The following is a 23,909-nucleotide window of genomic DNA, read 5'->3' as shown; positions in this document are numbered from 1 at the left end:
GTTTTTAAATACACTAAAAATGTCGCCCTGTGGCGACATCTAGCAGTTTTGCTATGCAATTTTTGTCGATATCCACTACCTGATTGCATATCTTCATATACATAAGAAGAATATTAGGTAATATTTTATAATATTTTAATATATTTTTCAATGACTAATTAAAAAAAATTGATATCTGAATTTGGTTTTAAAGGATGGAAACAATTACCGGATAACATATCTAGGAAATATCATTTTGTACACTTTCCTAATGGACACCCTTTTTTCAGGACACCCTTTTTTTCTTTAGTATTCTCTTGTTTTCATAATTACCTCGCTGTATTTGGTATCTGTTGATATCCGTGTATCCGATTGCCGTGGTAAAAATGAAAAATGCATAAGTGTGATATACACAGTATACATGGAATCCGGCAAAAAAATCTTGGGTTATGCCCGAGAAATTGCTTATTTTTCAAAAACAGTCTTAAGGAAAGAAATACGGCACAGCGGTTTTTATGCCCTCTGTGCCGTATTTGTGATGTTTCCGTGATGGATCGTTAATTGTTACTTATACTTGATTATTTGACGTAATGTCTTTTCCTTTTATCAAATACCTTTACACCTTTCAGAACACCGCCGCTGATAAACAGCAGTGCGATCCAGAGGATCATATTGCTGTTGTCACCGGTTTTCGTGCTTTCTGCGCCAGTGCTCGGGTTGGTTTGCGTAGAATCGATCGGTTTTGTTGTGAAGCCGGTAGCCGGAATCTCAACTGCTGCCTTCTTGTAGCCACAAACCTTGCACTCCTCATGCTTAGAGCCCTTTTGCGTTGCGGTCGCTTCCTTGTCAACAATCCACTTGAAGTCGTGCACCGCCTTATCGGTCTTATCGCCACAGGAGCACTCATGCCAGTGGTTCGTAGCATCGTTCTTCCACTCGCTGCCGTAGCTGTGAGTATGTTCACTGCCGCCGGTTGCCGGAATCGTTTCGGTTGTCATCGTATAACCGCAGACGGTGCATTCCTTATGCTTTAAGCCGCTTGTGGTAGTCGTTGCCGGTGTATCAATAATCCAGTCGCTTGCGGTGTGTGCTGCAACATCTTTCTTATCGCCGCAGGAGCACTCATGCCAGTGGTTGTCTGCATCGTTCTTCCACTCGCTGCCGTAGCTATGAGTATGCTCATCGCCGGTTGCCGGAATCGTTTCGGTTGTCATCGTATAACCGCAGACGGTGCATTCCTTATGCTTTGAGCCGCTTGTGGTAGTCGTTGCCGGTGTATCAATAATCCAGTCGCTTGCGGTGTGTGCTGCAACATCTTTCTTATCGCCGCAGGAGCACTCATACCAGTGGTTGTCTGCATCGTTCTTCCACTCGCTGCCGTAGCTGTGAGTATGCTCATCGCCGCCGGTTGCCGGAATCGTTTCGGTTGTCATCGTATAACCGCAGACGGTGCATTCCTTATGCTTTGAGCCGCTTGTGGTAGCCGTTGCCGGTGTATCAATAATCCAGTCGCTTGCGGTGTGTGCTGCAACATCTTTCTTATCGCCGCAGGAGCACTCATACCAATGGTTGTCTGCATCGTTCTTCCACTCGCTGCCGTAGCTGTGAGTATGCTCATCGCCGCTATTGCGCAGAATCGTCAGTGTGTAGGTTTTAGCACCGATTCCCACGACAATGTCGGTTGTGCCGCTGTCGGGGATAGCAACGTTTGCGCTGCCGCCGGTGGACATAGCCTGTCCGTTGATGCTCACGGGCTCGCCGTTTCCAGACATCGCTGTGACTAGCGTAGATGTTGCTCCGCTATCATTTTGCAGCGTATAGGTATAGTTCGTTCCGTTGGCGGTAAAATCGCCGAGTCCCACTGCCAGACCTTCAAAGGTCAGAAGGTCATTACCAGGCACTGCGGCTCGCACCACTACGCGGGTGCCAAGCCGGGAGAAGGTGACGGTTTCCGTCTGGAAGGTTTCCCCGTAGATGGCACCGCCAATACTGGTCTTTTTCGTTTCCAGAACGGTCCCGTCAGCATCCAGCAGTGTGGCCACCAGCATTGCGCTAGTCTGAGACTGCAGGGAGTTGTTGCGCAGGGTAATGGCTGCGGTGCTGTGACCGTTGCCGTCGTTTCCCTGTGTCACATCCATCGTCATCCGCTCTCCGGTGCGGGCCAGTGCGCCAGTCATATGGACGCTGGCCTCGCTGTCACTGCCGTCATACTCCGGCAGGCGCTGATTGCTTCCCGTTCCACCGATCTGACCTTCCGCCCACGCCTCGGCGTACAGATAGGTACCCACATTTGGGATCTCTGTTTTGCCAATAGAGTTCATATACTTGCCCAGATCATAGGTCAGGTCCAGTGTAAAGGTTCCCTGATCGATGCGGGCGAGGGCGCTGTCTTCGGAAATGGTGATTTCATTATCGCGAACCGATACGCCGTTTGTGGTGCAGGCTACCTCTGCATGTTTGGTATGCAGATCATCCGCATAGAACGCAAGCTTCACCTCGCGACCCTTTTTGCCAGCCAGAGTGGCGGCAGAGGAATTATAGAGGGTCATGCGCACCGTACGCTTGCCGGCGCTCTCCGCAATCACTTCCATTTGCGAGATCCCAATGTCGGGATAATCCAGATACACTGTGCCTTTTTCGTTGATGCCGCTGGCGGCGGTGATGGTATAGCTCGGGTTGGTCACGAGGTTCCCCACATGGTGCCAGACGGTAAGGGTGGTGCTTTCATTTGGCAGCAGTGTTTCCGTAAGGGTGGCGGTTTCCCCGCTGCCAATGCTGACCTTTAGGTTTGTCACATCGTTCAGCCCGGTGTTGCGGATGGTAAAGCGAATAGGTGTCAGGCTGTTCAACGCCAGCGTTGCATAATCCACACCGATCTGTTCCACTGCCACCGCATCGGTGACAAAATCAGAGGTAACGGTATAGAGGTTCGTTTTCTCACCCGGAACGGTCACGCCGCCGATTACCTGCGGATTTTCATCGTCATAGAAGGTAGCCTGAATGACAGCCTGCACCTGATTGCTGTCGCTGACATAGGCATCAAAGTGGTCAGCCAGCGTGCGATCCGGCAGTTCTGCCAGTTCCAACGGTGCGGAGAGAGTGTAGGTATTTGTAGCATAGCGCAGCTTGGCCGCCTTCAAAATGCCGTGATTTACCGCGCCGTTGACGTCATTGACAGTCTCATTCCAGACAATGGTAAGATCATTGAGGCTGCGATGATCCCCGCTGAGGGAAGCGAAGCGGAAGTCTCCGCCCACGACGGCGTTGCCGCTGCTGGTCAGGGCAGACAAAGAGCCTGGGAAACTGTTGGACATGGTGCCGCTTCCGTCCACAGCCAACAGCTGAATATCGCTGCTGCCGTCTCGGATACTGTGCCAACCGATGACAAATCGGTCATCCCCGCTGCCGAAGTTGGCTGCAACGACCTGGGGGTTTTCGTCAAGATTGCTGTCACAGGTCGCCAGCATGGCTGTACCAGGAGTTCCGTCAGCAGCCACGGTACAATAGGCAATCTCGTAGGCGGAGGTATCTCCGGTTCCGCTGCGGTCCAGCGAGTAAACCGCCATAGCTGTTCCGTCGGGCAGCATGGCCGCCTGCAACGCCTTCACGCTGCCAGTAGCACCATTATAAAGCATTTTGGACTCGCTCCAGGTGCCATTATTCCTGTCATAGCAACAGTACATGATACAATCTCTGGTCGTGAAGTTCAGCAAGTTGCTGCCCTGCGTACCGGGATCTGGGGTGTAGACGCTGCGCCAGAACACGATGGCCTTGCCGTCGCCGCCCACTGCCGTGACTGGGGCCAGATCTGGCGTGCCGTCGTTGGTTAGGCGGGTGGAAGTCCAGGTTGTGCCGTCATAGACGGACACTACGATCTCCGTGCTGTTCATCAGCAGGTTTTGCTCTTCCAATGTCACGGGATCACCGGCATTTTTACCCGGAAGGTTAGTGCCCATGCGAACCCAAGCCGCCGCCGCGAAGCTGCCAGTGCCAGACAAAGAAATGCTCGTGTCGCCGTAGCCTGGGAACTCTGCTGGAGCGTCAATTTCACTAGAGAGAGTATAGACGCCGCCATTGAGGGTGGAGAAATGCGCCCGGCTATCGTAAATACTGCTGCTGTTGCCGTCGTTGATGTAGGCCAATACCTTCCCGTCATCGCTGATCTGTGGATAGGATGTAGGGTTAGCATTGGTCTGGATGTTTTCCAGCCCACTGGTTGAGTTCAGAGAGAACAGCATCATCCGCTGCTGGGGTTGGCCCCAAGTACGGGCATATTGCTCCAGATAGTCCCGGCTTTGGAGCGTTGCACTGCCAGAAGCTACCTGCATTCCGCTCTGAGCCGCTGCCATCCGTAGCGAGGCAAGGCTCAGCCCACTGGTGGCGTTATTCCAATAGTTGTCGATTGTTTTCCAGTCATTAAAAGTCTTGGTACCTTCAAGGGTTCCGGAGGCGATCACCGCCTCGTAGGAGATAAACAGGAAGGTTGCCACAAATTTGATTCCCACTTCGCTTTTGATTCCCAGGGCCTGACCGTTGATCTGGCGCTTTGTCTCGTCGGCAAGATAGGTGCGGGAAAGGAACTTATTCTGACTGTCCACATCCAAATTGCCGAATAGGCCGATCTTCAGTGCCACGACCGAATAGTCAAAGCCAATGCCGCCAAACGCGTGGACATAGGCGTTGATACGCAGCGTGGTCAAAAAGTCATTCACTGCCGTGGCTGTGGGATCGCTCCAGGCAAGCTCTGTACCCTCGCCCTGCTGGCCGTAGCGCACTGCGGTACGGAAATCCAGCTGAATGGCACCACCCAGCTCAAAGGTTGCTGTCAACGGCACGGGTCCAGCCATGGCGTTCACGCTGAAGGTGAAGCCCACGCCAATGCCGGCGGTAAAGCCGCCACCTACGGTGAAAACCTCCCACTCCTTTTTTTCGGCGTTATAGCGGATTTCCGCTTCGTAAAAGCCCTCCAACTGCAAGTTGAGATCCGTGTTGGTGACCTTGCCGGCCATGGAGTTGGCTTTGTACTCTCCATTTGGATTATAGGTGCCCTTGGCCATCTGACTCAGATCCCCGGTCCCGGGCACGCCCACTTCCAGGTTCTGCGTTAGCACATTCGCACCCAAGGCCACGCCGTCCTCGGAATAGTCCATGTCCTCCATCTCCAGTGTATTGTACCCGGCCCAAATCATGGCACGGAACACGGATGGATCTTCGCTAGGGGTGATAATCATTTTGAACACGGATGTGTCCACCGGACCGCTCAGATCATCCAGCCGCCCGGTCAGCACCTTGAGAATGTTACTATCGCCCACTCCGCCAAAGTCAACATCATTCACTCCACTGGAGTCCTTCATCGTCGCCAGAATACCGGTAACGCGGTCATCCTCTGTCACCTTTGGCACTCGGGTCAGATCAACGACCCGGAAGGGCATTATTTTCTCTTGCAGCAGGCTGCCGTTCAGGCTCAGCTGCGTTTTCATACCCACATCCTTGCCGTCGGCGATCCATCCGGAGGTGGTCATGGTGGCCTCGGTGAGGGTCAGATCGTTTTCCACTACGGGGATGGATGAGAAGGGATACTGCGTGGTACTGCTGCTCTGGGCGGCAGGAAGAACGCCGTATTCGTCTGCCAACTTGAGACTGTAATTCTTCGCATTGGCAATATCCTCGCCCCAGAGGAACATAGTGGTGTGCAGGATTGCTGTTTTAAAGCTGCTGTTAGGGCCAATCTTCCCAATCGAGTTGCGGACATCCACTTTCTGGCCGTTTGCAAGACCGTAATCAACGCTTTGCGCCACAATGAAGGGTTTGTTTTTCTCCCCCTTCGGCACGCGTTCCAGAGAGACAACGCCCTCTGCGGTACGCATTACATCGTCCACGCCCAGCTTGCCGTTGACGGTCAGCAACAGCGGATAGTACTTGTCGCCGTCAATTGCGCTGATCTCCAGAATGTACTCCAGCTGATCCAGAGCGGAAAGCGCCGTGGTGTTACTCTCGCCCTTTTCGGCCGACCAGAACTGGGTGGAATCCAGATAGACAGTTATATTTCCCGCCGCATCCGTGGTATAGGTGTCGCCGGTGATGCCGCTGACAAGTGCTCCTGCCCTGGAGCCCAGCTGAGCTGTCTCGCAGTAGCCTCCGTTTTTATAAACACCGCCGCGAACGGTCACCGTCTTGTTCGCCAGCGGATCGCCGCCCGGCGTGATGAGCGTCACAGATGCCCGGGCGACTCGCCGAAGGCTGAAGGTATTCAAAGGATAAAGCTGCAGTTTTGTGGCATCCCGCTCGCCGGAACGCAGATTTTCTTTATAGATGGTGCCCAGATAAATATCCGCGCCGGAGCCGGACCGTAGAGACACCTCACTTGCGATTCCGTTGGGTTCGTAAAGTGCCAGCACGCCTTCACTGTTGGTCGTGACCGTTTTGGACACACCTTTGCCGTCGGTGTATTGCAGAGTAGTTTCTGCTGCAGGCGTCAGCTGGAAGAGATAGAACTTATTTTTCAGTGTTTTCGCTGTCACCTGTACGGTGGCACTCATGCCCGTGGCGGCATGGGTAGCCGTGACGGTTGCGGTGCCGTTGGCCAAGCCGGACAGCGCCATTTTGGTTTCGGGAAGGTAGGAATCAAAGGAGAAGTTTCTGATGTCCTCATACAGTCCTCCCTGCTTGTAGTTGACGGAAATGGCATTGTTGTTGCTGGAGAGCCACCGGATTCCATCTTTAAAGGAGTTCCATCCGTACTCGTCATAGTTGATGCCTATGTACTCGATCAGCCCCAACTCCTGGCGCAGCTGCAAAATTTCAGCTGTATCGGTGGGCAGGCTGTCGCTGACCTTGGAGGTATTGTCCATGGTCATCTTAGAAATCGTGTTTCCTTTGTCGTCCTGCACCTTCAGTGCGTCGGCATCGTAGACATACAGTGGGAAGGAGTCGGTGCTTGGAGATTCCTCACCAGGGTTCTCCACGCTCAAAACCACTTGATAAGTGTCCTTTAGATTGCCGGCTTTCACACTCTGTAATGACAGGGAGAATCTTCCGGAGGTATCGGACAGGCGCTCACGGGCCACCACTTGGGTGTTGTTGTCCTCTGTGACCCGGGTAATGGTCAGCGTGGACTGTTGAGAGGCCCCATCAGTGGCGTTTTCCACCGACCAGTTGATATTGACGGCGCCGTCGGTATCCTTGAGGTAAATGCTCTGTGGCGGTGTCAGCTTGGCCGTGGCAGGTGGTGCCTGCACGATGATCCAGGCAAGTGCCGACAGGCGGACGTTCTCACCCTTTGCGTTGGGGTGCGGCATGGATACCAATACCGTGTAGGCAGGGGTATTGCCGTTGGAGAGCTTAGAGAGCACATTCTCCGGGATCCGCACGCTGTTTTTATCCTTGCCGGCGGTATAAGTCGCAACGGGATCGCGGCCTCTCAGCGCCGCCTCATTCGCGTAGTTGCCCTCATACAGGTCAATCTTGTAATTGAATTCTTTGTTCGGTGCCATCAGCGCGACGTTGGAGCTCCACAGCACGGTGGCGGGCTGATTTACCCGTGTCACGATGGACGAGCCGCCGGGAATCACCAGTGCCAGGGAATTGCCTGCCGTCACGGTATAGGACTTTGACTGGCCCGTCACATCATCGGCAGTGTCCTCAGTCCCGTTGTCCGCCGTAAAGGTAAAGGTGACGGTTCCCACCTCGGTTCCTGTGGTGGTAACAACGCCGGTATCCTCGTCGATGGTGGCAATGCGCGGGTCACTGCTGCTCCATTTACCGGTGGTGTAGCTTGCCGGCACATCGCCTGCCCCCAAAACCTCTGCCCTAAGCGTAGGGCGGGCGGCTTCGGCGAGGGAAATCGTATAGTCGACGTCATTCTCTTCTGGGACGACGTTCACCGTGCTCACGGAAACTTTCTTTGGCACCTTGAACTGCCGGGTCAGTGGAAGAACATTCACCCAGTTAGGAGCGTCTTTCGTGCCCTCGTTGGCCTGCAGCATCACCGTATAGGTGCGGGTGTAAACCGCGAGTGCGATTGCATAGTCGCTAATGGTGAAGGCTTCCTTCTCTGTGTCCAGATAGACCTGCAGATGGATTGGTTCAGTCGCGGAGTCGTACCTCAGCTCGAGGCGGAAAGGAGCTTCCTTCGGCTCTGTTCCTTCCCGGGTGTGATAATTGCTGTATACGGTCTTGTAGGCCTGCTCCATGTTGGCGTTCATCGTGAACGATGCCTTGCCGTTGTCGTAGACGGCGGTCAGTGCAGTTGGAGCATTGCGCATCAAGACGCTCTTCAGCGTAACGCCAGTAATCGGCTCGCTTGGATATTGTGTGGTATCCAGCGGATGGCCGAAAACATCTTTCACACCTGTCATACCATTGACGGTGACCGTGGTGGCATCCATATCCTGCACCGGGTACCAGAGCATTGCCGTGACACCGTAGTCGTTCATGGAAAGCTCAGCGGCGGTATACTCTTTGCCATTGATGGTCACGCGGGCGTTCCTAAGATCCACGAACTCGTTAAAGGTAACTGTGATGGGCACATGCTGTCCTCTGGCATAGATTCCTGCCGGGGCCGTGACGCTTTGAATGGTGGGAGCGTCCGTGTCCAACAGCCTGGTGGTGGCGTTGCTGGTCTTGGTGGTGGCGGAGGTATTTTGTTGGTCGCCATTTACATTCCTCAGATACAGCTCGAAGGGCAGATAGTACCGCTGATCCCCTCTGTTTTGCGTGGTAGACTGCAGGGAGATGCTGACCGTACTGTCCTTTTGAATCGTACAGTTCAGCGCACTCATTCTTTCGCTGCTGAGCTCCAGAGATGTTCCATTGAGCTTGTACTCCGTCAGATAGAACGGGGCATAGGGTCGGTTTTTATACCAGCCATACGGCGCATTGCCGGTATAGGCATCTGCTTTGCCATTCCACTCAAACCTGATGCTGGCGTCGATTTGGTATGGCTGATAAAATGGGGAGGAGCCGCCGGGAAGCACCGAATTGCGGGCACCCTCCAGAATTCCGATGGTATCGCTTAGCGCAACGAAGTCCTGATTGTTGGCACCGTCGCCGGCATTGTATCCATCTGCCAGCAAAGGAATATACATATCCGCATATAATGTGTCTGTATTTTTGAGTGTTTTTTCATAGTTCGGCGCGGTCATTGATGTTTTTATTGCGGGGGCGTCAACCGTCTTTATTAGCTTGAGCTGGCAGTGGTCGGCATAACCGGCGCCGTCATAGAACACCAGATTTTCCGCATCGTAAAATTCGATCATCCCCAGCAGGTCGCCATAGGAATAAGAATCCTTGAGCCAGCCTGGGTTACTTCCTTCGGTTGTAACCTCGACAGTGATTTTACACCCACTTAAAATGGAATTCGGGCTGTCATACTGATAGGTCAGCTTGTAGGACCCGTCGCTTTGCTTGACCCCACTCGTCCCGTATATCGAGACCTTCACATCGGTGATATACTTGCTGAGCTGGCCTTTTTTAATGCGGTAGGAAAAGCCGACCGGTTTTCCGCTGTATACAGCAAAAGTCCCGGAGTCCCATTTGTTGTTGTATGCTTCTCTCCCCAGCGTTTGTCTCATCATGCCGCTCATATCCACCGTCTCAACGCCCTCAGGCGCTGTGGCAGAGGCGGAATACCGCAAACTGATGCCCTGCAGCTCCAGCTGCTCCATCAGGCTATTGAGATTCTCCAGAGCTTCCCCGGTAAACTCCCTGCCGGAGAAATAGGTGTCCTTGATCCACTGCAGCTCCTGTTCGATTTGGATCATGGTCTTCAAATCGCCCAGTGCCACCGGAGTCCCATCCACGTCGGCTATACGAGTGAGATCCGTGGCGGGATTTTCCAGCAGCTCCATGACAGCCGCCAGTGTCAACACCTGGCCGTCCAGCGTGATGGTTTGATCCACCTTTAAATTGCCGGCTTCATCCAGTAGCCCCAAAGCGTTCAGCATGGAAAGCACTTGGTCGTTGCTACCGCCGGTCAAGGCGGAGAGCTGCTCCAAAATCGCCTGATTTTCCTCAGGTGTGTTGTCCAGCGAATCGCTCACCGATGCAAACGCCGCTGTTGGCAGCATGTTCAGCAACATGCAGCACAGTAACAGGATACTGAGTATTCGTTTTTTCATTGGTTTTTCTCCTCCTTTTCGTGTCGGGCGGACTTATCCGCTCCGCCTTTTCTATGGTTTTCTCTATTTCTGAGCCGAAAGCACAGTGCAGTGATCGCTGTCGCCGCAGCAAAGGAGACGACGCCCACCAGCACATAGCCGCCTGCGTCCTCCCGCAGCAGCATCGTGCCGAAGCTGCCCCATGCGGCGGTCTGTCCCTGCACTGCAAATGCGTCCACCGCCTGCGTCAGTGCTGCGCACAACAGCATACACGCTGCGGAGAGGCTTATTGCATCGCACCGCTGCCTTCGGCGGGTGTTTTCCCGCACCCGCTGCTTGACGAGTGCGACCCGTCTTGCAGTATCGTACATATCGTTTGAACCTCCTCTCTGGATTCTTTGAAATACGGCTTAAAAACCCCTTCACTTATATAGGTACAAAAAATCGAAAAAACTCTCACCCAAAACGCAAAATTTTTCAAAAAAAATTGAGAGTCGCCAAAAAGCAACTCTCAAGGAATGGATATTCAGTTATTGCTTCCGTGATAATCGGAAAACGGATAGCCTTCCCGCCACCACCAGCAGCACCGGCAGGGCGTAGGCGATGTACTGCGTCGTGCCGCCGTAAGCGATCAGCAGATTATAGATGGCGTGGAGGGTAATGGCCGCGCCCAACAGTCCGCAGGTGCCCGCGACCTTCAGCCACGTCCGCCGCCATGTGTAGGCAAGCCCTCCGCCCACAATCAGACCGCAGAGGACGTGCATGGCTCCCGTGCCAAAGCCACGGAAGAAGATGAAGGAGAATCGGTCAGCGCCGTTCTGGATGAGATAGCACACATTTTCAAAGGTGGCAAAGGCGAGGGATACTGTTATTGCTGCACTTTTGATTTTATCCCCCTCCGGCTCGAACACCAGAAGATAGAACACCAGCGGCAGCAGCTTCATCATTTCCTCCACCACCGGTGCGATCTCCGCCGTGGCGGCAAGGGCGTCCGCCTGACACACCGCCGCAAGGAAGGTGTTGATATAGGCTGAAAGCAGACACACACCCATCCCGGCAATGCTAAACAGGAAGAAGCGGAGCTGCCGCCTGCCCATGCACAATGCGGCCACCAACAGGGGAGATACCATGCAGAGGAAGATATTTTCGATATAGGTCATGCTTCCACCGCCTTTCTCGTGGCGGGCAGCAACCCCAGAATCGCAAGCGTCAGCAGCATATCGCACCAGAAGGTTGGGCTCGCCGGTGAGGTATCTGGCCAGAAGCAGCCCGCCGTCCAAAGCAGATACTCAGCGAACACAAAGCACAGCACGCCGATGTGAAACCACCGCATATTCCGCGACGCGCCCATCTGCGTTTTCGCATAGGCAAGCCCTCGAATGGCGCAGAAGGAGAGCCATATCATCATGCCGCACCAGATAAGGTTGGAGAGAATGTCCCCGAAAACACAGTAGAACGCCAGCAGCGGCACGCCGAACATAGGTGCAAGCCATGCCCTGCGGCAGCGGAAGGCGCGTTCCTCCGTGTCGGAGAGCGTGGCCTGTAAAATGTGCAGAAAAATTACGCTGGCTACCCAGCCGAACTCCGACACATAAAAGACCTGCGGCGTGGTATCGAACAGCAGCAGGTACAGCGTCCAGTAGAGCGCACCGAGGGCAAAGCAGCCATAAAAGCACAGTAGCAGAAAAAACGCCTGCCTGCGGCTTGTCCGGTAGGATATGCCGGAAAGCAGCGCGCCGACGAACGTGACCAGCAGTTGCAACAGGTTCTCAATCAGCTCCATGTGCATCCTCGCTTTCCTTGTCCTGCCCGTCCTCACGGCTCATCTGCCGCAGCCGGAAGCACAGAACGGTCACGCACACACCGAGAAGAAAGGCCAGCAACCCGATAACAATGTATCCCAAAGCCGCGCCAACGCCGTACATACTGGCCGCCGTTCCAAAGCCCGCATAGTCGCCTGCCTGGATGCTTGCGGCAATGCCGGGCATGGCGAAGGACGCGCCGATGAGTAGCGCAAGGCACGCCACCACGGTAGAAGCCATGGTGACCGTATTGCGCCGCAGCCGTTTTTCCCGCTCAATTTTTTCAATGCGCCGCTTTGTCTCCGCGACGCGCTCTTCATGACTCCGCATTTGTGATTCCCTCCCGTTCCAGTAGCCTTCGCAGGCTTTTCTTTCCGCGATACACCATGTTGGTGATCTGTTTTACCGTTTTTCCCGTGACCTCCGCCACCTGTGCGTAGCTCATATCCTCAAAATAGGTGAGATAGAGGACTTCCCGATAGTCCGGGTTCATTTCGCTCATGCAGAAGTGCAGGGTGCGGTTTCGCTCCTCCGTCCGTATAACCTCCTCCACCAGCAGCCGTCCCTCCGGCTCGTCGGTCAGTGCATCGAGGCTGAACAGGGGCTTCCTCCTGCTCTTATGGCGCAACGCCATGTGCCGCGCCGCCTTATACAGATACGCCTTGAGGCCGCCTTCCCGGATTCGGGGCTTTTTCGTGAACAGATAGGCGAAAACGTCCAGCATCAGCTCTTCTGACTCGTGAACGTCGTGCAGATAGCCGTCGATATACAGGGTCAGGGGGGCGCCGTATTTTTTCATCAGGGCTTCCAGCCCAGCGTCGTCGCCGCTAAGATATTGGCGGTATAGGGTTTCATCGCAGGCCATCGCACTCACCTCCTTTTTGCGGATGCTTCCAATTCCAATGCTGAAGGGATCCGTCAGGTGCTTGTCCTGCCGGGATCGCGGTGCTGTTCCTAAAAGCACAGGTCGGACGGCTTTTCCGCATTTTCCGGAATCGCCCATGAACGCCCGAACTGGGACTCGCCAGAGATCCGCCCCTCGACGCAATACTGATTGACCCGCCGCTCCGACACGCCACAACGGTAGGGCACCCCCCCGAATGGAGATATAGCCCTTGATCCCGTTCATACCGCACCTCCGCATGGATAATACTCAATGCAATACATTATATACGAATATCCGAATAAAAGCAAGTCGACACGGACGACTTAGCACGAAGGTTTCAGCATCGATTTCAGTGTCGAAGCACAGGAGTTGCTCTAACTCGGTGTCGTGGAAAGCGTTGAGCCTTGACAGTGCCGTACTCATAACACTTGCCATACTCTGTTCGGTGGTGTTCAGTGCCGCACCCGCAAACCATTTTGCCTTATGCTCGTTCGGCAGTAACTCCATCAGCTGCTGAAACTGATTCTTGCCTTTCTTTTTGGACGGAGCGAGTAGCTCTTGAATTACATTGAATACCGACACGATGTGCCGCTTCTCTGGCGCACAGAACACCACTCATATTCCTTGCCGGAGCGTTTTAAGTGTTCGCCCTGACTTTGCAGGAGTGCGACCAAGTCTGTCTGCCGGCGCAGCTTGCGGTCGATGCTGTTTCCTCTGCTTTTGCGCTCGTCCTCCAAGTGGTTTTGGATGATACGAGCCATGTGTCCGAGCAGGCGAAGAGAGGCAAGTGCCGCCGTCCAATTGCCGTTTACCTTAATGCTGTGGATGAGCTGTGCGGCATATTGATTGTCATGATCGGCGGCAAGATGAAGATAGTACATCGCCTTATCGCTATCTCTCGGAACATCTTTGCCGTAAAGATAGATTTTACCGAGACGGCATTCGGCGTAATCGTTGCCGTTATCCGCGGCTATCTTAAAGCTGCGGATACTTGTGCTGTTACTGGTTACAAATATCAGCCTTTCCACCAGAAAGTAACTGACTTCCTACAAAATGCTGAATATCCATTTTTGTACTACTGCCGAAGTACACCGTCAAAGTCAGACAACGCATTCCATACGGCAAATGCGGAACATATCATGAGGATGAAACTGGGTCAGTATTTTATGAATAAGGGTTACAACTTCCAGAAAGTCCGCCTCGATAACGATACAGAGTTAATGATAAGCAATCGATGGTATGATGCAAATACTCAATTTCAATGGACTTCTATGGAGCAGAAAATCCTATAATTTAAAAAAATCCATTATCTTAGATAATTTTGAACATGATGAAACCAGTAGATTTTTTGTCTACTGGTTTCACACAATTAAAATTTTTATTTACCATTTACAAATGTGACGTTTTCAGAATCAATATTTATAACATCATCAAAGTCAATAAATGTTATTTACTATAACTCTGTTTCACTAAGGATTAGGAAGTTGCCGCTATTAAAAGTGCATATTGTATAATTTTATTCCAGATTGGACCATTTATCATATCCATTCTGTTATTTAGTATATTTTGTTTCTCTTATTTTAATCCACCTTTAATAAGGTTAATCATTTCTATTGCAGAGCAGGCAACATCATAACCCTTGTTACCTGCCTTTGTTCCTGCTCTCTCAATTGCCTGCTCAATATTATCTGTTGTAATAACTCCAAATAATACAGGTACACCTGTTTCTAAGCTGACTGCGGCAATTCCTTTGCTGACTTCGTTACATACTAAATCATAATGACTTGTAGAACCTTTGATAACTGCTCCTAAACAGATAATAGCATCATATCTTCCGCTTTCTGCCATTTTCTTAGCTATAACAGGAATCTCATATGCTCCTGGAACCCATGCAAGTGTAATACTATCACTATCTACACCATGACGAACAAGAGCATCTTCTGCACCTGATACAAGTTTTGATACAATAAATTCATTAAATCTTGCTGCAACCATTCCTATTCTTGCGCCTGTGCCTACTACATTTCCTTCTAAAATCTTCATAATCTTTTTCCTTCTTTCTAATCTAATATAATTTTATTAATAGTTTGTCATATGATGCATTTTCTCTTGTTTTGTTTTCAGATAGAATAAATCATATTTACCGGCTTTAATTTCAATTGGAACACGTTCATCAATTGTAATTCCATATCCTGACAAACCTGATATCTTAGTTGGGTTATTGGTAAGTAATCTAAGATGTTTTGCACCCAAATCATATAGTATCTCTGCTCCGATTCCATAATCTCTCAAATCAGGTGCAAAGCCTAATTTAACATTTGCTTCAACAGTATCATATCCCTTTTCCTGAAGTTCATAGGCTTTTAACTTATTAATAAGACCGATTCCTCTTCCCTCCTGTCTTAAATAGACTAAAATTCCTCTTCCCTCTTTAGCAATCATTTTCATAGCTTCTTCTAACTGTTCGCCACAATCACATCTTGCTGAACCGAATACATCACCTGTAAGACACTCTGAATGAACGCGGCATAATACAGGCTCTCCGTTTGATATATCACCCATTGTAAGTGCAACGTGGTGATGTCCTGTCAATACTTCTTCATATCCATGTATAACAAATTCACCATATTTAGTTGGTAGTTTTGCTTTTGCCTCTTTCTTAACAAGTCCACCCATTTCTAATCTGTATTTAATCAAATCTGCAATTGTAATAACTGTGAGATTATGTTCATCAGCAAATTGTAACAATTCTGTTGTTCTCATCATTGTTCCGTCTTCACGCATTATTTCACAGCATAAACCAACCGGTTTAAGCCCTGCTAATGTCACAAGATCTACAGTAGCCTCTGTATGTCCTGCTCTTTTTAATACGCCACCCTCTCTTGCTTCAAGTGGAAACATATGACCAGGACGTCTGAAATCTTCAGGCTTAGCACCATCTTCTACTGTTTTCATTGCTGTATATGAACGTTCATATGCTGAAATACCTGTTGTTGTATCTACATGGTCTATTGAAACCGTAAAGGCAGTAGAATGATTGTCAGTATTTACACTTACCATCTGCTGTAAATCGAGTTTCTGGCACCATTCTTTGCTCATTGGCATACAGATAAGTCCTTTTGCATCAGATGCCATAAAATTAACATTTTCCTGTGTTGCAAATTCTGCTGCACATATCAAATCTCCCTCATTTTCTCTGTCAGGATCATCGATAACTAATATAACTTTACCATTCTTTAAATCTTCTAACGCCTGAGGTATTGTTCCTATTTCTTTCATTATTTTCACCTTAATAATCTGATTAGTATTTTATATCTATACTAACAGTGGTTATTCCTTTCTATAAATTAATATGCCTAAAAGCCGCATCTTGCAAGCAGTTCTAATGTTACATTACTACCTTTACTGCTGTCTTGATTGCCGCTTTCACTATCTTCTTTAAATGTCATAAGCCTTTCAACATATTTACCAATGATATCACATTCGAGATTAACTATATCTCCAGCTGATTTATATTGAAGAATTGTTTCACTTTTCGTATGTGGAATTATAGATACTTTGAAGCATTTATCATCAACATATGCCACAGTAAGGCTTATTCCGTCAATGGCAATTGAACCTTTTTCGACTATATATCTTAAAATCTTCTTATCAGCCGATATGGTATACCATATTGCATTTTCTTCAGGCTTTATCTCTGATACGGTTCCTGTCCCATCAATATGTCCTGATACAATATGTCCCCCAAATCTTCCATCAGCAGCCATGGCTCTTTCAAGATTAACGTGTGATTTCGCCTTAAGTTTACCAAGTGAACTTCTCCTGAAGGTTTCAGCCATAACATCTGCTTCAAATGTGTCTCCTTTTAACTTTGTTACCGTAAGACACACTCCGTTAACAGCAATACTGTCACCGATTTTTGTATTATTAAGAATTTTTCCTGTCTTTATATCAATAGTTCCTGAATTATTTCCCATATTGATACGGTTAACAGTACCGATTTCTTCTACAAGACCTGTAAACATCTCTTCTCCTTTCCGAAGATATTCTATATCGCAGGAAACGCGGGCCAAATTTCAGATTTGGCTCTGCGATAAACGCTAATTAGTATCACCTGTGATACTAATTAACTGTGTGAAAAATCGACATATCAATTCGATTTTTCGCACTATCCTTTCCGAAGATATTCTATCTTACATATCCCTCTATAAGAATATCGTTTTCTATATTTGTTACCGTTATATCTTCTAGATTAATTGCATCTTTCATAAGTGCAATTCCCTTGCCACCAATCGGAGATTTTGCATTTTCTCCCATAATAATCTTTGGTGCAATATATGCATACACTTTATTTACAATACCACTTTCGAATGCGGCAGCATTTACACTTGCACCGCCCTCAATAAGCACACTGTCTATCTTCATTTCACCAAGTTTAATCATTAATTCTTTCAAATCAACTCTTTCACCCTTAGTCTTAATAAATGTGATGCCTTTTTCACTTAATCTTTCGAGCTTAGCTTCTTCACATTTACAGTATGCTATAATTGTTTTGATATCATTAGCGGTATTAACGATATTACAATCTTCAGGTATTCTTAAATTCGAATCAAGAATTATCCTTACAGGATTAACTCCCTCCTCTATTCTGCAATTCAGCATTGGATTATCGGCTAAAACCGTATTTATCCCAACCATAATTCCTGAATATTTTTTTCTAAGCTGTTGAACATGAAGTCTTGACTGCTCAGATGTAACCCATTTAGAATTACCTGTGTATGCTGCAATCTTACCATCTAATGTCATTGCATATTTAGCTGCTACAAATGGTGTCTTTGTACTGATGTAATGGAAAAATATTTCATTCATCTTAATACATTCATCTTCTAAGATACCACATTCGACTTCAATTCCATGTTGTCTTAGTATTTCCACACCATGACCTGATACTAACGGATTGCTGTCCATACTGCCCACATATACTTTACTGATTCCTTTTTCAATAATTATCTCTGTGCATGGTGGTGTCTTACCATAATGGCAGCATGGCTCTAATGTAACATATAATTCAGCACCTTTAGTATCTTCCTTGCATCTTAACAATGCATTTCTTTCAGCATGAAATTCTCCATATCTTTCATGACAAGCCTCGCTGATTATTCTTCCATCTTTAACAACCACACAGCCTACCATCGGATTAGGTGAAGTATGTCCCATTGCAGACTTAGCAAGCTCTATCGCTCTTCTCATATATTTCTCGTCCATTGCAATCCTCCTTATCCGTTTAAATACATATCTGTAAATATCGATTGCGATATTATACACTGCCTTTTCTGTGCCACTTTTTCTGCACTACTTTTATATGACTGTACGTCATTACATCACTTTACATGACATTTCCTTATAGAAAAATGTGTGCACAAAGCAAAACCCCTGACAACTAATAGCTATAAACTGCCTAGTCATCAGGGGTACTTAGTATCACATTACCTGCATATATTAAGTTCTTCTCTCATCCAGACTTTACTGTCGGCTTCGGAATTAACAATTGTCTCACCGAATCATGCTTCTACGTAAATGTATCAGCTCGCGGGCTTTACCGCCGGTATGGAATCTCACCATGCCCTGAAGACTTCATATCTCATATAAATTTTAATATAAATATTTCTACATAAATATAAATCTATTATATTTTCTGTAGTTTCTAAATGCCTGCTATAAATAACAACTGCAATAAGTCATTTATCAACCATCTAGGATTATAATACATTTGTTTTTATTTTTCAATACCATCTGCTGCTTTTTCTACATCAACGATTGCAGCTTTCTGCATTGGTATTCTGCAGTTCTTGTTATTACCGAATTCTACGATAACCACATCATCATTAATATCTATTACAACACCATAGAAACCACTTGTTGTTAATACACTGTCACCAATCTCTAATGATGATAATAATGTATTCATCTGTGCCTGCTGTTTCTTCTGTGGTCTTATCATTAAGAAATAGATAAATGCACCAAATACGATTACATATCCAAGAATCATAACGATTCCCTGTCCTGCCGAAGCTGTTTTCTCTGCTGCTAACATTGCTAATGCTGTGTTCATAAATAATTCCTCCTAAAATAATTTCTATTTGTTATTATCATTTTCTAAAAAGCCCTCTAATTTCTGCTTCTTATATTCTTTATATCGGTTATTCTCGATAGCATCTCTTATCTCTTCCATCATTGTATTATAGAAATACAGATTATGAAGTACGCATAATCTCATTCCAAGCATTTCCTTAGCTTTAAGTAAATGTCTTATATATGCTCTGCTATAAGTTCTGCAGGCCGGACAATCGCAGCCCTCTTCAATAGGTTTTGAGTCTAATTCATATTTAGCATTAAACAGATTAATCTTACCTCTGTTAGTATATACATGTCCATGTCTTCCGTTTCTGCTTGGGTATACACAATCAAAGAAGTCAATACCTCTGTCAACTGCCTCTAATATATTAGCCGGAGTGCCCACACCCATCAGATATGTTGGCTTATCTGTAGGAAGATGTGGTACTACTTCATCTAATATTCTATACATCTCTTCATGCGTTTCACCTACTGCGAGACCACCTACTGCATATCCGTCCAAATCAAGTTCTGAAATAATATCTGCATGTTCTTTTCGAATATTTTCAAAGACACCACCCTGATTTATTCCGAATAGCATTTGATGTTTATTAATGGTATCATCAAGGCTGTTAAGTCTTTTCATCTCTTCTTTGCAACGCTTAAGCCATCTTGTAGTTCTCTCTACTGAATTTCTTATATATTTCTCATCAGCGGTACTTGGTGCACATTCATCAAATGCCATAGCAATTGTAGAAGCTAAATTAGACTGTATCTGCATACTCTGTTCAGGTCCCATAAAAATCTTACGGCCATCTACATGAGAGTTAAAATATACACCCTCTTCCTTAATCTTTCTTAAACCTGCAAGTGAGAATACCTGAAAACCACCCGAATCAGTAAGAATAGGTTTATCCCATACCATAAATTTATGCAGGCCACCCATCTTCTTAACCACATCATCTCCCGGTCTCACATGAAGATGATATGTATTAGACAATTCTACCTGAGTCTTTATCTGTTGTAAATCCATTGTAGATACAGCGCCTTTAATAGCTGCCGCTGTTCCTACATTCATAAATACAGGTGTCTGTATCACGCCATGAACGGTAGTAAACTCTCCACGTTTAGCCTTTCCATCCATATTTATTAATTTGTAATTCTTACTCATAATTTCTCCGTTCTATTTTCATAGCACATTATACTTTGTTCATTTTCTGAACACACAGTTGATAGTATATCTTATTTCTTAATCTATTGCAAGTTGCCACTTTAGATTTTATAGGTTTTTTAGATTTCAAACTCAAACTTAGCACATATATATGTAGCATTATCCATCTGTTAAAGTAAATTTGACAGATATAAATATCGAAATACCTTGTAAGAATTGTGTAAATTTGTAAGATATCTTTTTTCGGCTCAAATTTTGTGTACATTCAACAGACATACACTTAAGCCGAGATGTCCGTCTATGACACACGCTTTCATAATTCCTTTATCTAGTGCAAGTAAATGCCGTCATCTGCAAAGTCTATTACGGTGCAGCTAATCAAACGCGCTTCGCTTGAACGGTGATTTACTGCACCGACCATTTGCATCTGACGGCATATAACTTGCACACGATACGTCATAAATCAAGTGTGTGGCATAGACGGACAAATCGGTTTAAGTGTATGGCATTGAATGAACTCAAATAATCAAAAGAGCCGAAAAAGATATCTACAAATTAGCAATTCTTACAAAAGTTTCGATATTTATATATGCAAATTCGCTTAATACAGATGATTTGATTCTATTATATATGTGCTAAGTTTGAGTTTTAAATATCAAATGTATACAAATATAAGGTATAAACTTTCTAAAATAATCCATACTTTTACCATAGTAAATATTTTGTTCTTAAAAATATATGAGCGGATTTCTCCGGCAAGTACGTCTGCGGAATGGAGATTAGTATGAAGAATAATACCAAAATTCTAAATAAAGTATATGAAAATGAAAGTGATTTTATTAAATGCGGAATTACCGGCTGGTGTTTAGAGGTAGTATGGACAGGTATGATTAACTTTCTAAATAACGATAAAAAATTATCTTGTAATACGTCACTTATTATGTTTCCAATTTATGGTATGGCTTTTTTAATTAAACCTATCAGTAAATTAATTAAGAATCTTAATTTCTTTTTTCGTGGCTGTATATATACAGGATTAATCTTTGTAGTTGAATATGTAAGTGGATTAAATCTTAAAAAGCATAATATTTGTCCTTGGGATTATAGCAAAGCCAAATATAATATAAAAGGCATAATCCGTCTGGATTATGCCCCTGCATGGTTTACTGTAGGTCTGTTATATGAAAAATTATTATTGTTAGGCTGGCATCTAAGACGGAATGATTGAAATTCCCTTAACTACGCCGTCTAATCCATCATAAGTAATAGTCATTCCATTTTCAGTATAAGATAACTCTGGAAATTCTCCATTGTCAACTTCACATTCCCTGTCTTTATAGAACTCTATTACTGCCTCAAATGGTATGCCTAATCCTATTCCGTTAGAAAGTTTAAAATCTCTGTAGCCGGAATTCCCTGATTTATCATCTGTTTTCGTATTGTCTGACACATTATCTGCAATTCTTAGTCCATATACCTGACATTCCTGTATACTTTTAACCGTATCACTGTCATTCTTAAGATAGACATTTATAGTATCATAATTCTCAATAAGCTGAATCATTCTCTCGTCCTCTTCGGGTTGTAAATCTGATATATCAAATACACCTAAGTCCGCATTTACCACATAATTAATCTTCGCAAAATCATCAAGTGTACATGGTAATTCAAAACTTTCACCAGCCAGACTGAAACCTGTCGGCATAAATGAGCCATCACCACTAATCTCATATACTGTTTTATCCACAGAACTGCCATTATTATTGCTGCTCTTTCCACAACCTGTCGTAGATACAGCCACAATTATCACAATCTGTAATATTAATATCGCAGGCATACCTATGACGAATTTAGTGTGCTTTGTCTTATGTCTGAATAACTGCATTCCTGCAATTGCTCCGATGCTTCCACCTAATATAGCTGAAAGAAATAACGATTTTTCCGGAATACGCCATCTTCTCTTAATAGCTTTACTTTTGTCAATTCCCATCATTGCAAATGCAATGATATTAATCACTATCAGATATATTAATATAAATTTCTTCATTTCTTATTCAGCTTCTTTATCTTTATCTTCCTTATATGTGCTTGCAATATATAATTCGTCTAACTGCTTCTGGTCAACTACATTAGGTGCATCAGTTAAGAGACAAGATGCATCTTTAACCTTTGGAAATGCGATTACGTCACGAATATTATCTTCCTTAGCCATATGCATTATAAGTCTGTCAAGACCAAATGCAAGACCTGCGTGTGGTGGAACACCATATTTGAATGCATTTAAGAGGAAACCGAATTTCTCATATGCTTCTTCTGTAGTGAACCCTAATGCTCTGAACATCATTTCCTGAATATCATCCTGATGTATTCTTACACTACCACCACCCAGCTCTGTACCATTAAGTACGATATCATATGCTTTAGCTCTTGCTTTACCCGGATCTGTTTCTACTAAATCAATGTCCTCTTCCATTGGCATTGTGAATGGGTGATGCATTGCAACATATCTTTCTTCTTCATCAGAATACTCAAATAATGGGAATTCTGTAATCCATAAGAAGTTATATGTGTCTTTATCAAGCAAACCTAATTTATCAGCAATTTCACATCTTAATGCACCAAGTACGGCATAAACTATCTTATTCTTATCTGCTGCAAATAAGAGTAAATCTCCAGGTTTACCCTCCATTCTATCAACGATGGCGGCTAATTCTTCCTCTGTCATAAATTTAGCAAATGATGACTTATATGTTCCATCTTCATTGATTGCAAGATAAGCAAGACCTTTTGCACCATAACCTTTTGCAAATTCAACTAATGCATCTATCTTCTTTCTTGGCATTGATCCCTGACCATTAGCATTGATACCACGAACAGAACCGCCATTTTCCAATGCACTTGTAAATACTGAAAATCCACAGTCTTTAACAACATCTGAGATATCTTTAAGTTCAAAACCAAATCTCGTATCAGGCTTGTCTGAACCGAATCTGTCCATTGCTTCCTGCCATGTCATTCTCTTAAATGGTATCTTAATCTCTACACCTAAGATTTCTTTCCATAATTTTGCTAAAAGTCTTTCATTTACATCTATAACATCATCAATATCTACAAATGATAATTCCATATCTATCTGTGTGAATTCAGGCTGTCTGTCCGCTCTTAAATCTTCATCTCTGAAACATTTAGCAATCTGTAAATATCTGTCATAGCCTGAGCACATTAATAACTGTTTAAATAACTGTGGTGACTGTGGTAATGCATAGAAATTACCAGGGTGAATACGGCTAGGCACAAGATAATCTCTTGCTCCCTCAGGTGTACTCTTAGTAAGTATAGGTGTCTCTATCTCTAAGAAGCCTTCTTCTGCCATAAATGAACGTACTAATGTTGTAACCTTACTTCTTAAGATAAGATTTTTCTGTATATGAGGTCTTCTTAAATCAAGATATCTGTATTTTAATCTTAATTCATCTTTAACAGTCAGACCATCTTCAATTGGAAATGGTGGTGTAAGTGATTCTGAGAGTATTCTTAATGATGTTGCTCTTATTTCAATCTTACCTGTTGCAAGATTCTCATTAACTGCACCACCACGTTTCTCAACTCTTCCCTCTACTGCTATTACATATTCGCTTCTTATTGTCTCTGCCTTAGCAAAGCCCTCAGCCTTAACATCATTTTCATCAAATACAATTTGCAAAATACCTGAACGGTCTCTTAAATCTACGAATATAAGACTTCCTAGATTTCTTCTCTTAGCAGCCCAGCCCATTACTGTAACTGTTTCGCCTATATTTTTTTCAGATAATTCTGTACATCTGTGACTTCTTTTAAGTCCTTTCATTGACTCAGCCATT

At 45.9% G+C, this 23,909-nt stretch carries 16 protein-coding genes, 1 pseudogene and 1 riboswitch; of the genes and pseudogenes, 1 reads left to right on the top strand and 16 read right to left on the bottom strand.

The annotated features are described in order from the left end of the window. Positions 1–557: 557 nt before the first annotated feature. From OCV48_RS09050 to tgt, 14 genes and pseudogenes are all read right to left on the bottom strand, one after another. Positions 558–10,097: an Ig-like domain-containing protein gene (locus OCV48_RS09050; RefSeq protein WP_262559517.1), complete on the bottom strand. Its 9,540-nt coding sequence runs from the start codon at positions 10,095–10,097 to the stop codon at positions 558–560. Then, on the bottom strand, positions 10,094–10,447 hold the full coding sequence (locus tag OCV48_RS09045) for a glycosyltransferase (protein ID WP_147591722.1): 354 nt from the start codon (positions 10,445–10,447) through the stop codon (positions 10,094–10,096). Before OCV48_RS09045 ends, OCV48_RS09050 begins: the two co-directional genes overlap by 4 nt. A 159-nt stretch (positions 10,448–10,606) precedes the next feature. Next, positions 10,607–11,236 carry a PrsW family intramembrane metalloprotease gene (locus tag OCV48_RS09040; RefSeq protein WP_262559514.1) on the bottom strand — a complete coding sequence of 210 codons (630 nt, stop codon included), beginning with the start codon at positions 11,234–11,236 and terminating at the stop codon, positions 10,607–10,609. Then, positions 11,233–11,859, bottom strand: coding sequence for a histidine kinase (locus OCV48_RS09035; RefSeq protein WP_262559512.1), 627 nt, complete (start codon positions 11,857–11,859; stop codon positions 11,233–11,235). Before OCV48_RS09035 ends, OCV48_RS09040 begins: the two co-directional genes overlap by 4 nt. Continuing rightward, positions 11,846–12,208 (bottom strand): MFS transporter, encoded by a 363-nt coding sequence (locus tag OCV48_RS09030; protein WP_147591718.1) that lies wholly within the window; start codon positions 12,206–12,208, stop codon positions 11,846–11,848. Before OCV48_RS09030 ends, OCV48_RS09035 begins: the two co-directional genes overlap by 14 nt. Further along, on the bottom strand, positions 12,195–12,743 hold the full coding sequence (locus OCV48_RS09025; RefSeq protein ID WP_262559510.1) for an RNA polymerase sigma factor: 549 nt from the start codon (positions 12,741–12,743) through the stop codon (positions 12,195–12,197). The genes OCV48_RS09030 and OCV48_RS09025 overlap by 14 nt, the downstream gene beginning before the upstream one ends. Before the next feature lie 351 nt (positions 12,744–13,094). Next, positions 13,095–13,373, bottom strand: a pseudogene (locus OCV48_RS09015) (type IV secretory system conjugative DNA transfer family protein); the annotation flags it as partial. Beyond that, positions 13,328–13,792, bottom strand: coding sequence for an SEL1-like repeat protein (locus OCV48_RS14075; RefSeq protein ID WP_394803262.1), 465 nt, complete (start codon positions 13,790–13,792; stop codon positions 13,328–13,330). The gene OCV48_RS14075 and the pseudogene OCV48_RS09015, both read right to left, overlap by 46 nt. Positions 13,793–14,339: 547 nt before the next feature. Then, positions 14,340–14,807 (bottom strand): 6,7-dimethyl-8-ribityllumazine synthase, encoded by a 468-nt coding sequence (ribH, locus tag OCV48_RS09005; RefSeq protein WP_021981724.1) that lies wholly within the window; start codon positions 14,805–14,807, stop codon positions 14,340–14,342. 36 nt (positions 14,808–14,843) lie between these two features. Further along, positions 14,844–16,043: a bifunctional 3,4-dihydroxy-2-butanone-4-phosphate synthase/GTP cyclohydrolase II gene (locus OCV48_RS09000; protein ID WP_021981725.1), complete on the bottom strand. Its 1,200-nt coding sequence runs from the start codon at positions 16,041–16,043 to the stop codon at positions 14,844–14,846. A gap of 77 nt (positions 16,044–16,120) precedes the next feature. Continuing rightward, positions 16,121–16,789: a riboflavin synthase gene (gene ribE, locus OCV48_RS08995; RefSeq protein WP_147591717.1), complete on the bottom strand. Its 669-nt coding sequence runs from the start codon at positions 16,787–16,789 to the stop codon at positions 16,121–16,123. Between the two features lie 163 nt (positions 16,790–16,952). Next, entirely contained in the window at positions 16,953–18,029 is a 1,077-nt protein-coding gene (ribD, locus tag OCV48_RS08990; protein WP_262559505.1) for a bifunctional diaminohydroxyphosphoribosylaminopyrimidine deaminase/5-amino-6-(5-phosphoribosylamino)uracil reductase RibD, read from the bottom strand. A 235-nt stretch (positions 18,030–18,264) separates the two neighbouring features. Next, positions 18,265–18,401, bottom strand: a riboswitch (FMN riboswitch). Between the two features lie 139 nt (positions 18,402–18,540). Beyond that, positions 18,541–18,813 (bottom strand): preprotein translocase subunit YajC, encoded by a 273-nt coding sequence (gene yajC / locus OCV48_RS08985; RefSeq protein ID WP_449495041.1) that lies wholly within the window; start codon positions 18,811–18,813, stop codon positions 18,541–18,543. Between the two features lie 87 nt (positions 18,814–18,900). Continuing rightward, on the bottom strand, positions 18,901–20,049 hold the full coding sequence (gene tgt, locus OCV48_RS08980) for a tRNA guanosine(34) transglycosylase Tgt (RefSeq protein WP_021981729.1): 1,149 nt from the start codon (positions 20,047–20,049) through the stop codon (positions 18,901–18,903). A gap of 784 nt (positions 20,050–20,833) precedes the next feature. Here tgt and OCV48_RS08975 point away from each other — a divergent pair. Beyond that, complete coding sequence (locus tag OCV48_RS08975; RefSeq protein WP_021982088.1) at positions 20,834–21,277, top strand: putative ABC transporter permease; 444 nt, start codon at positions 20,834–20,836, stop codon at positions 21,275–21,277. On the opposite strand, the gene OCV48_RS13970 is transcribed toward OCV48_RS08975, so the two are convergent. Both OCV48_RS13970 and aspS read right to left on the bottom strand, forming a co-directional pair. After that, the gene (locus tag OCV48_RS13970) at positions 21,260–22,096 is read right to left on the bottom strand and encodes a DUF1294 domain-containing protein (RefSeq protein ID WP_147591716.1); all 837 of its coding nucleotides are present in this window, start codon (positions 22,094–22,096) and stop codon (positions 21,260–21,262) included. The two genes, OCV48_RS08975 and OCV48_RS13970, sit on opposite strands and share 18 nt — an antisense overlap. A gap of 3 nt (positions 22,097–22,099) precedes the next feature. Next, positions 22,100–23,908 (bottom strand): aspartate--tRNA ligase, encoded by a 1,809-nt coding sequence (aspS, locus tag OCV48_RS08965; RefSeq protein WP_147591714.1) that lies wholly within the window; start codon positions 23,906–23,908, stop codon positions 22,100–22,102. Between the last annotated feature and the right edge of the window lies 1 nt (position 23,909).

This window comes from Bovifimicola ammoniilytica, from assembly GCF_025567085.1.
Taxonomy (GTDB): domain Bacteria; phylum Bacillota; class Clostridia; order Lachnospirales; family Lachnospiraceae; genus Bovifimicola; species Bovifimicola ammoniilytica.
Note: the sequence above shows the minus strand (reverse complement) of the source record. Positions and strands in the feature narration are given on the sequence as shown.

What these genes read in the sequence shown, in the direction of transcription:
- OCV48_RS09050 (WP_262559517.1), bottom strand. Translation starts at nt 10,097, where the DNA reads ATGAAAAAACGAATACTCAGTATCCTGTTACTGTGCTGCATGTTGCTG.
- OCV48_RS09045 (WP_147591722.1), bottom strand. Translation starts at nt 10,447, where the DNA reads ATGTACGATACTGCAAGACGGGTCGCACTCGTCAAGCAGCGGGTGCGG.
- OCV48_RS09040 (WP_262559514.1), bottom strand. Translation starts at nt 11,236, where the DNA reads ATGACCTATATCGAAAATATCTTCCTCTGCATGGTATCTCCCCTGTTG.
- OCV48_RS09035 (WP_262559512.1), bottom strand. Translation starts at nt 11,859, where the DNA reads ATGGAGCTGATTGAGAACCTGTTGCAACTGCTGGTCACGTTCGTCGGC.
- OCV48_RS09030 (WP_147591718.1), bottom strand. Translation starts at nt 12,208, where the DNA reads ATGCGGAGTCATGAAGAGCGCGTCGCGGAGACAAAGCGGCGCATTGAA.
- OCV48_RS09025 (WP_262559510.1), bottom strand. Translation starts at nt 12,743, where the DNA reads ATGGCCTGCGATGAAACCCTATACCGCCAATATCTTAGCGGCGACGAC.
- ribH (WP_021981724.1), bottom strand. Translation starts at nt 14,807, where the DNA reads ATGAAGATTTTAGAAGGAAATGTAGTAGGCACAGGCGCAAGAATAGGA.
- OCV48_RS09000 (WP_021981725.1), bottom strand. Translation starts at nt 16,043, where the DNA reads ATGAAAGAAATAGGAACAATACCTCAGGCGTTAGAAGATTTAAAGAAT.
- ribE (WP_147591717.1), bottom strand. Translation starts at nt 16,789, where the DNA reads ATGTTTACAGGTCTTGTAGAAGAAATCGGTACTGTTAACCGTATCAAT.
- ribD (WP_262559505.1), bottom strand. Translation starts at nt 18,029, where the DNA reads ATGGACGAGAAATATATGAGAAGAGCGATAGAGCTTGCTAAGTCTGCA.
- yajC (WP_449495041.1), bottom strand. Translation starts at nt 18,813, where the DNA reads ATGATTCTTGGATATGTAATCGTATTTGGTGCATTTATCTATTTCTTA.
- tgt (WP_021981729.1), bottom strand. Translation starts at nt 20,049, where the DNA reads ATGAGTAAGAATTACAAATTAATAAATATGGATGGAAAGGCTAAACGT.
- OCV48_RS08975 (WP_021982088.1), top strand. Translation starts at nt 20,834, where the DNA reads ATGAAGAATAATACCAAAATTCTAAATAAAGTATATGAAAATGAAAGT.
- OCV48_RS13970 (WP_147591716.1), bottom strand. Translation starts at nt 22,096, where the DNA reads ATGAAGAAATTTATATTAATATATCTGATAGTGATTAATATCATTGCA.
- aspS (WP_147591714.1), bottom strand. Translation starts at nt 23,908, where the DNA reads ATGGCTGAGTCAATGAAAGGACTTAAAAGAAGTCACAGATGTACAGAA.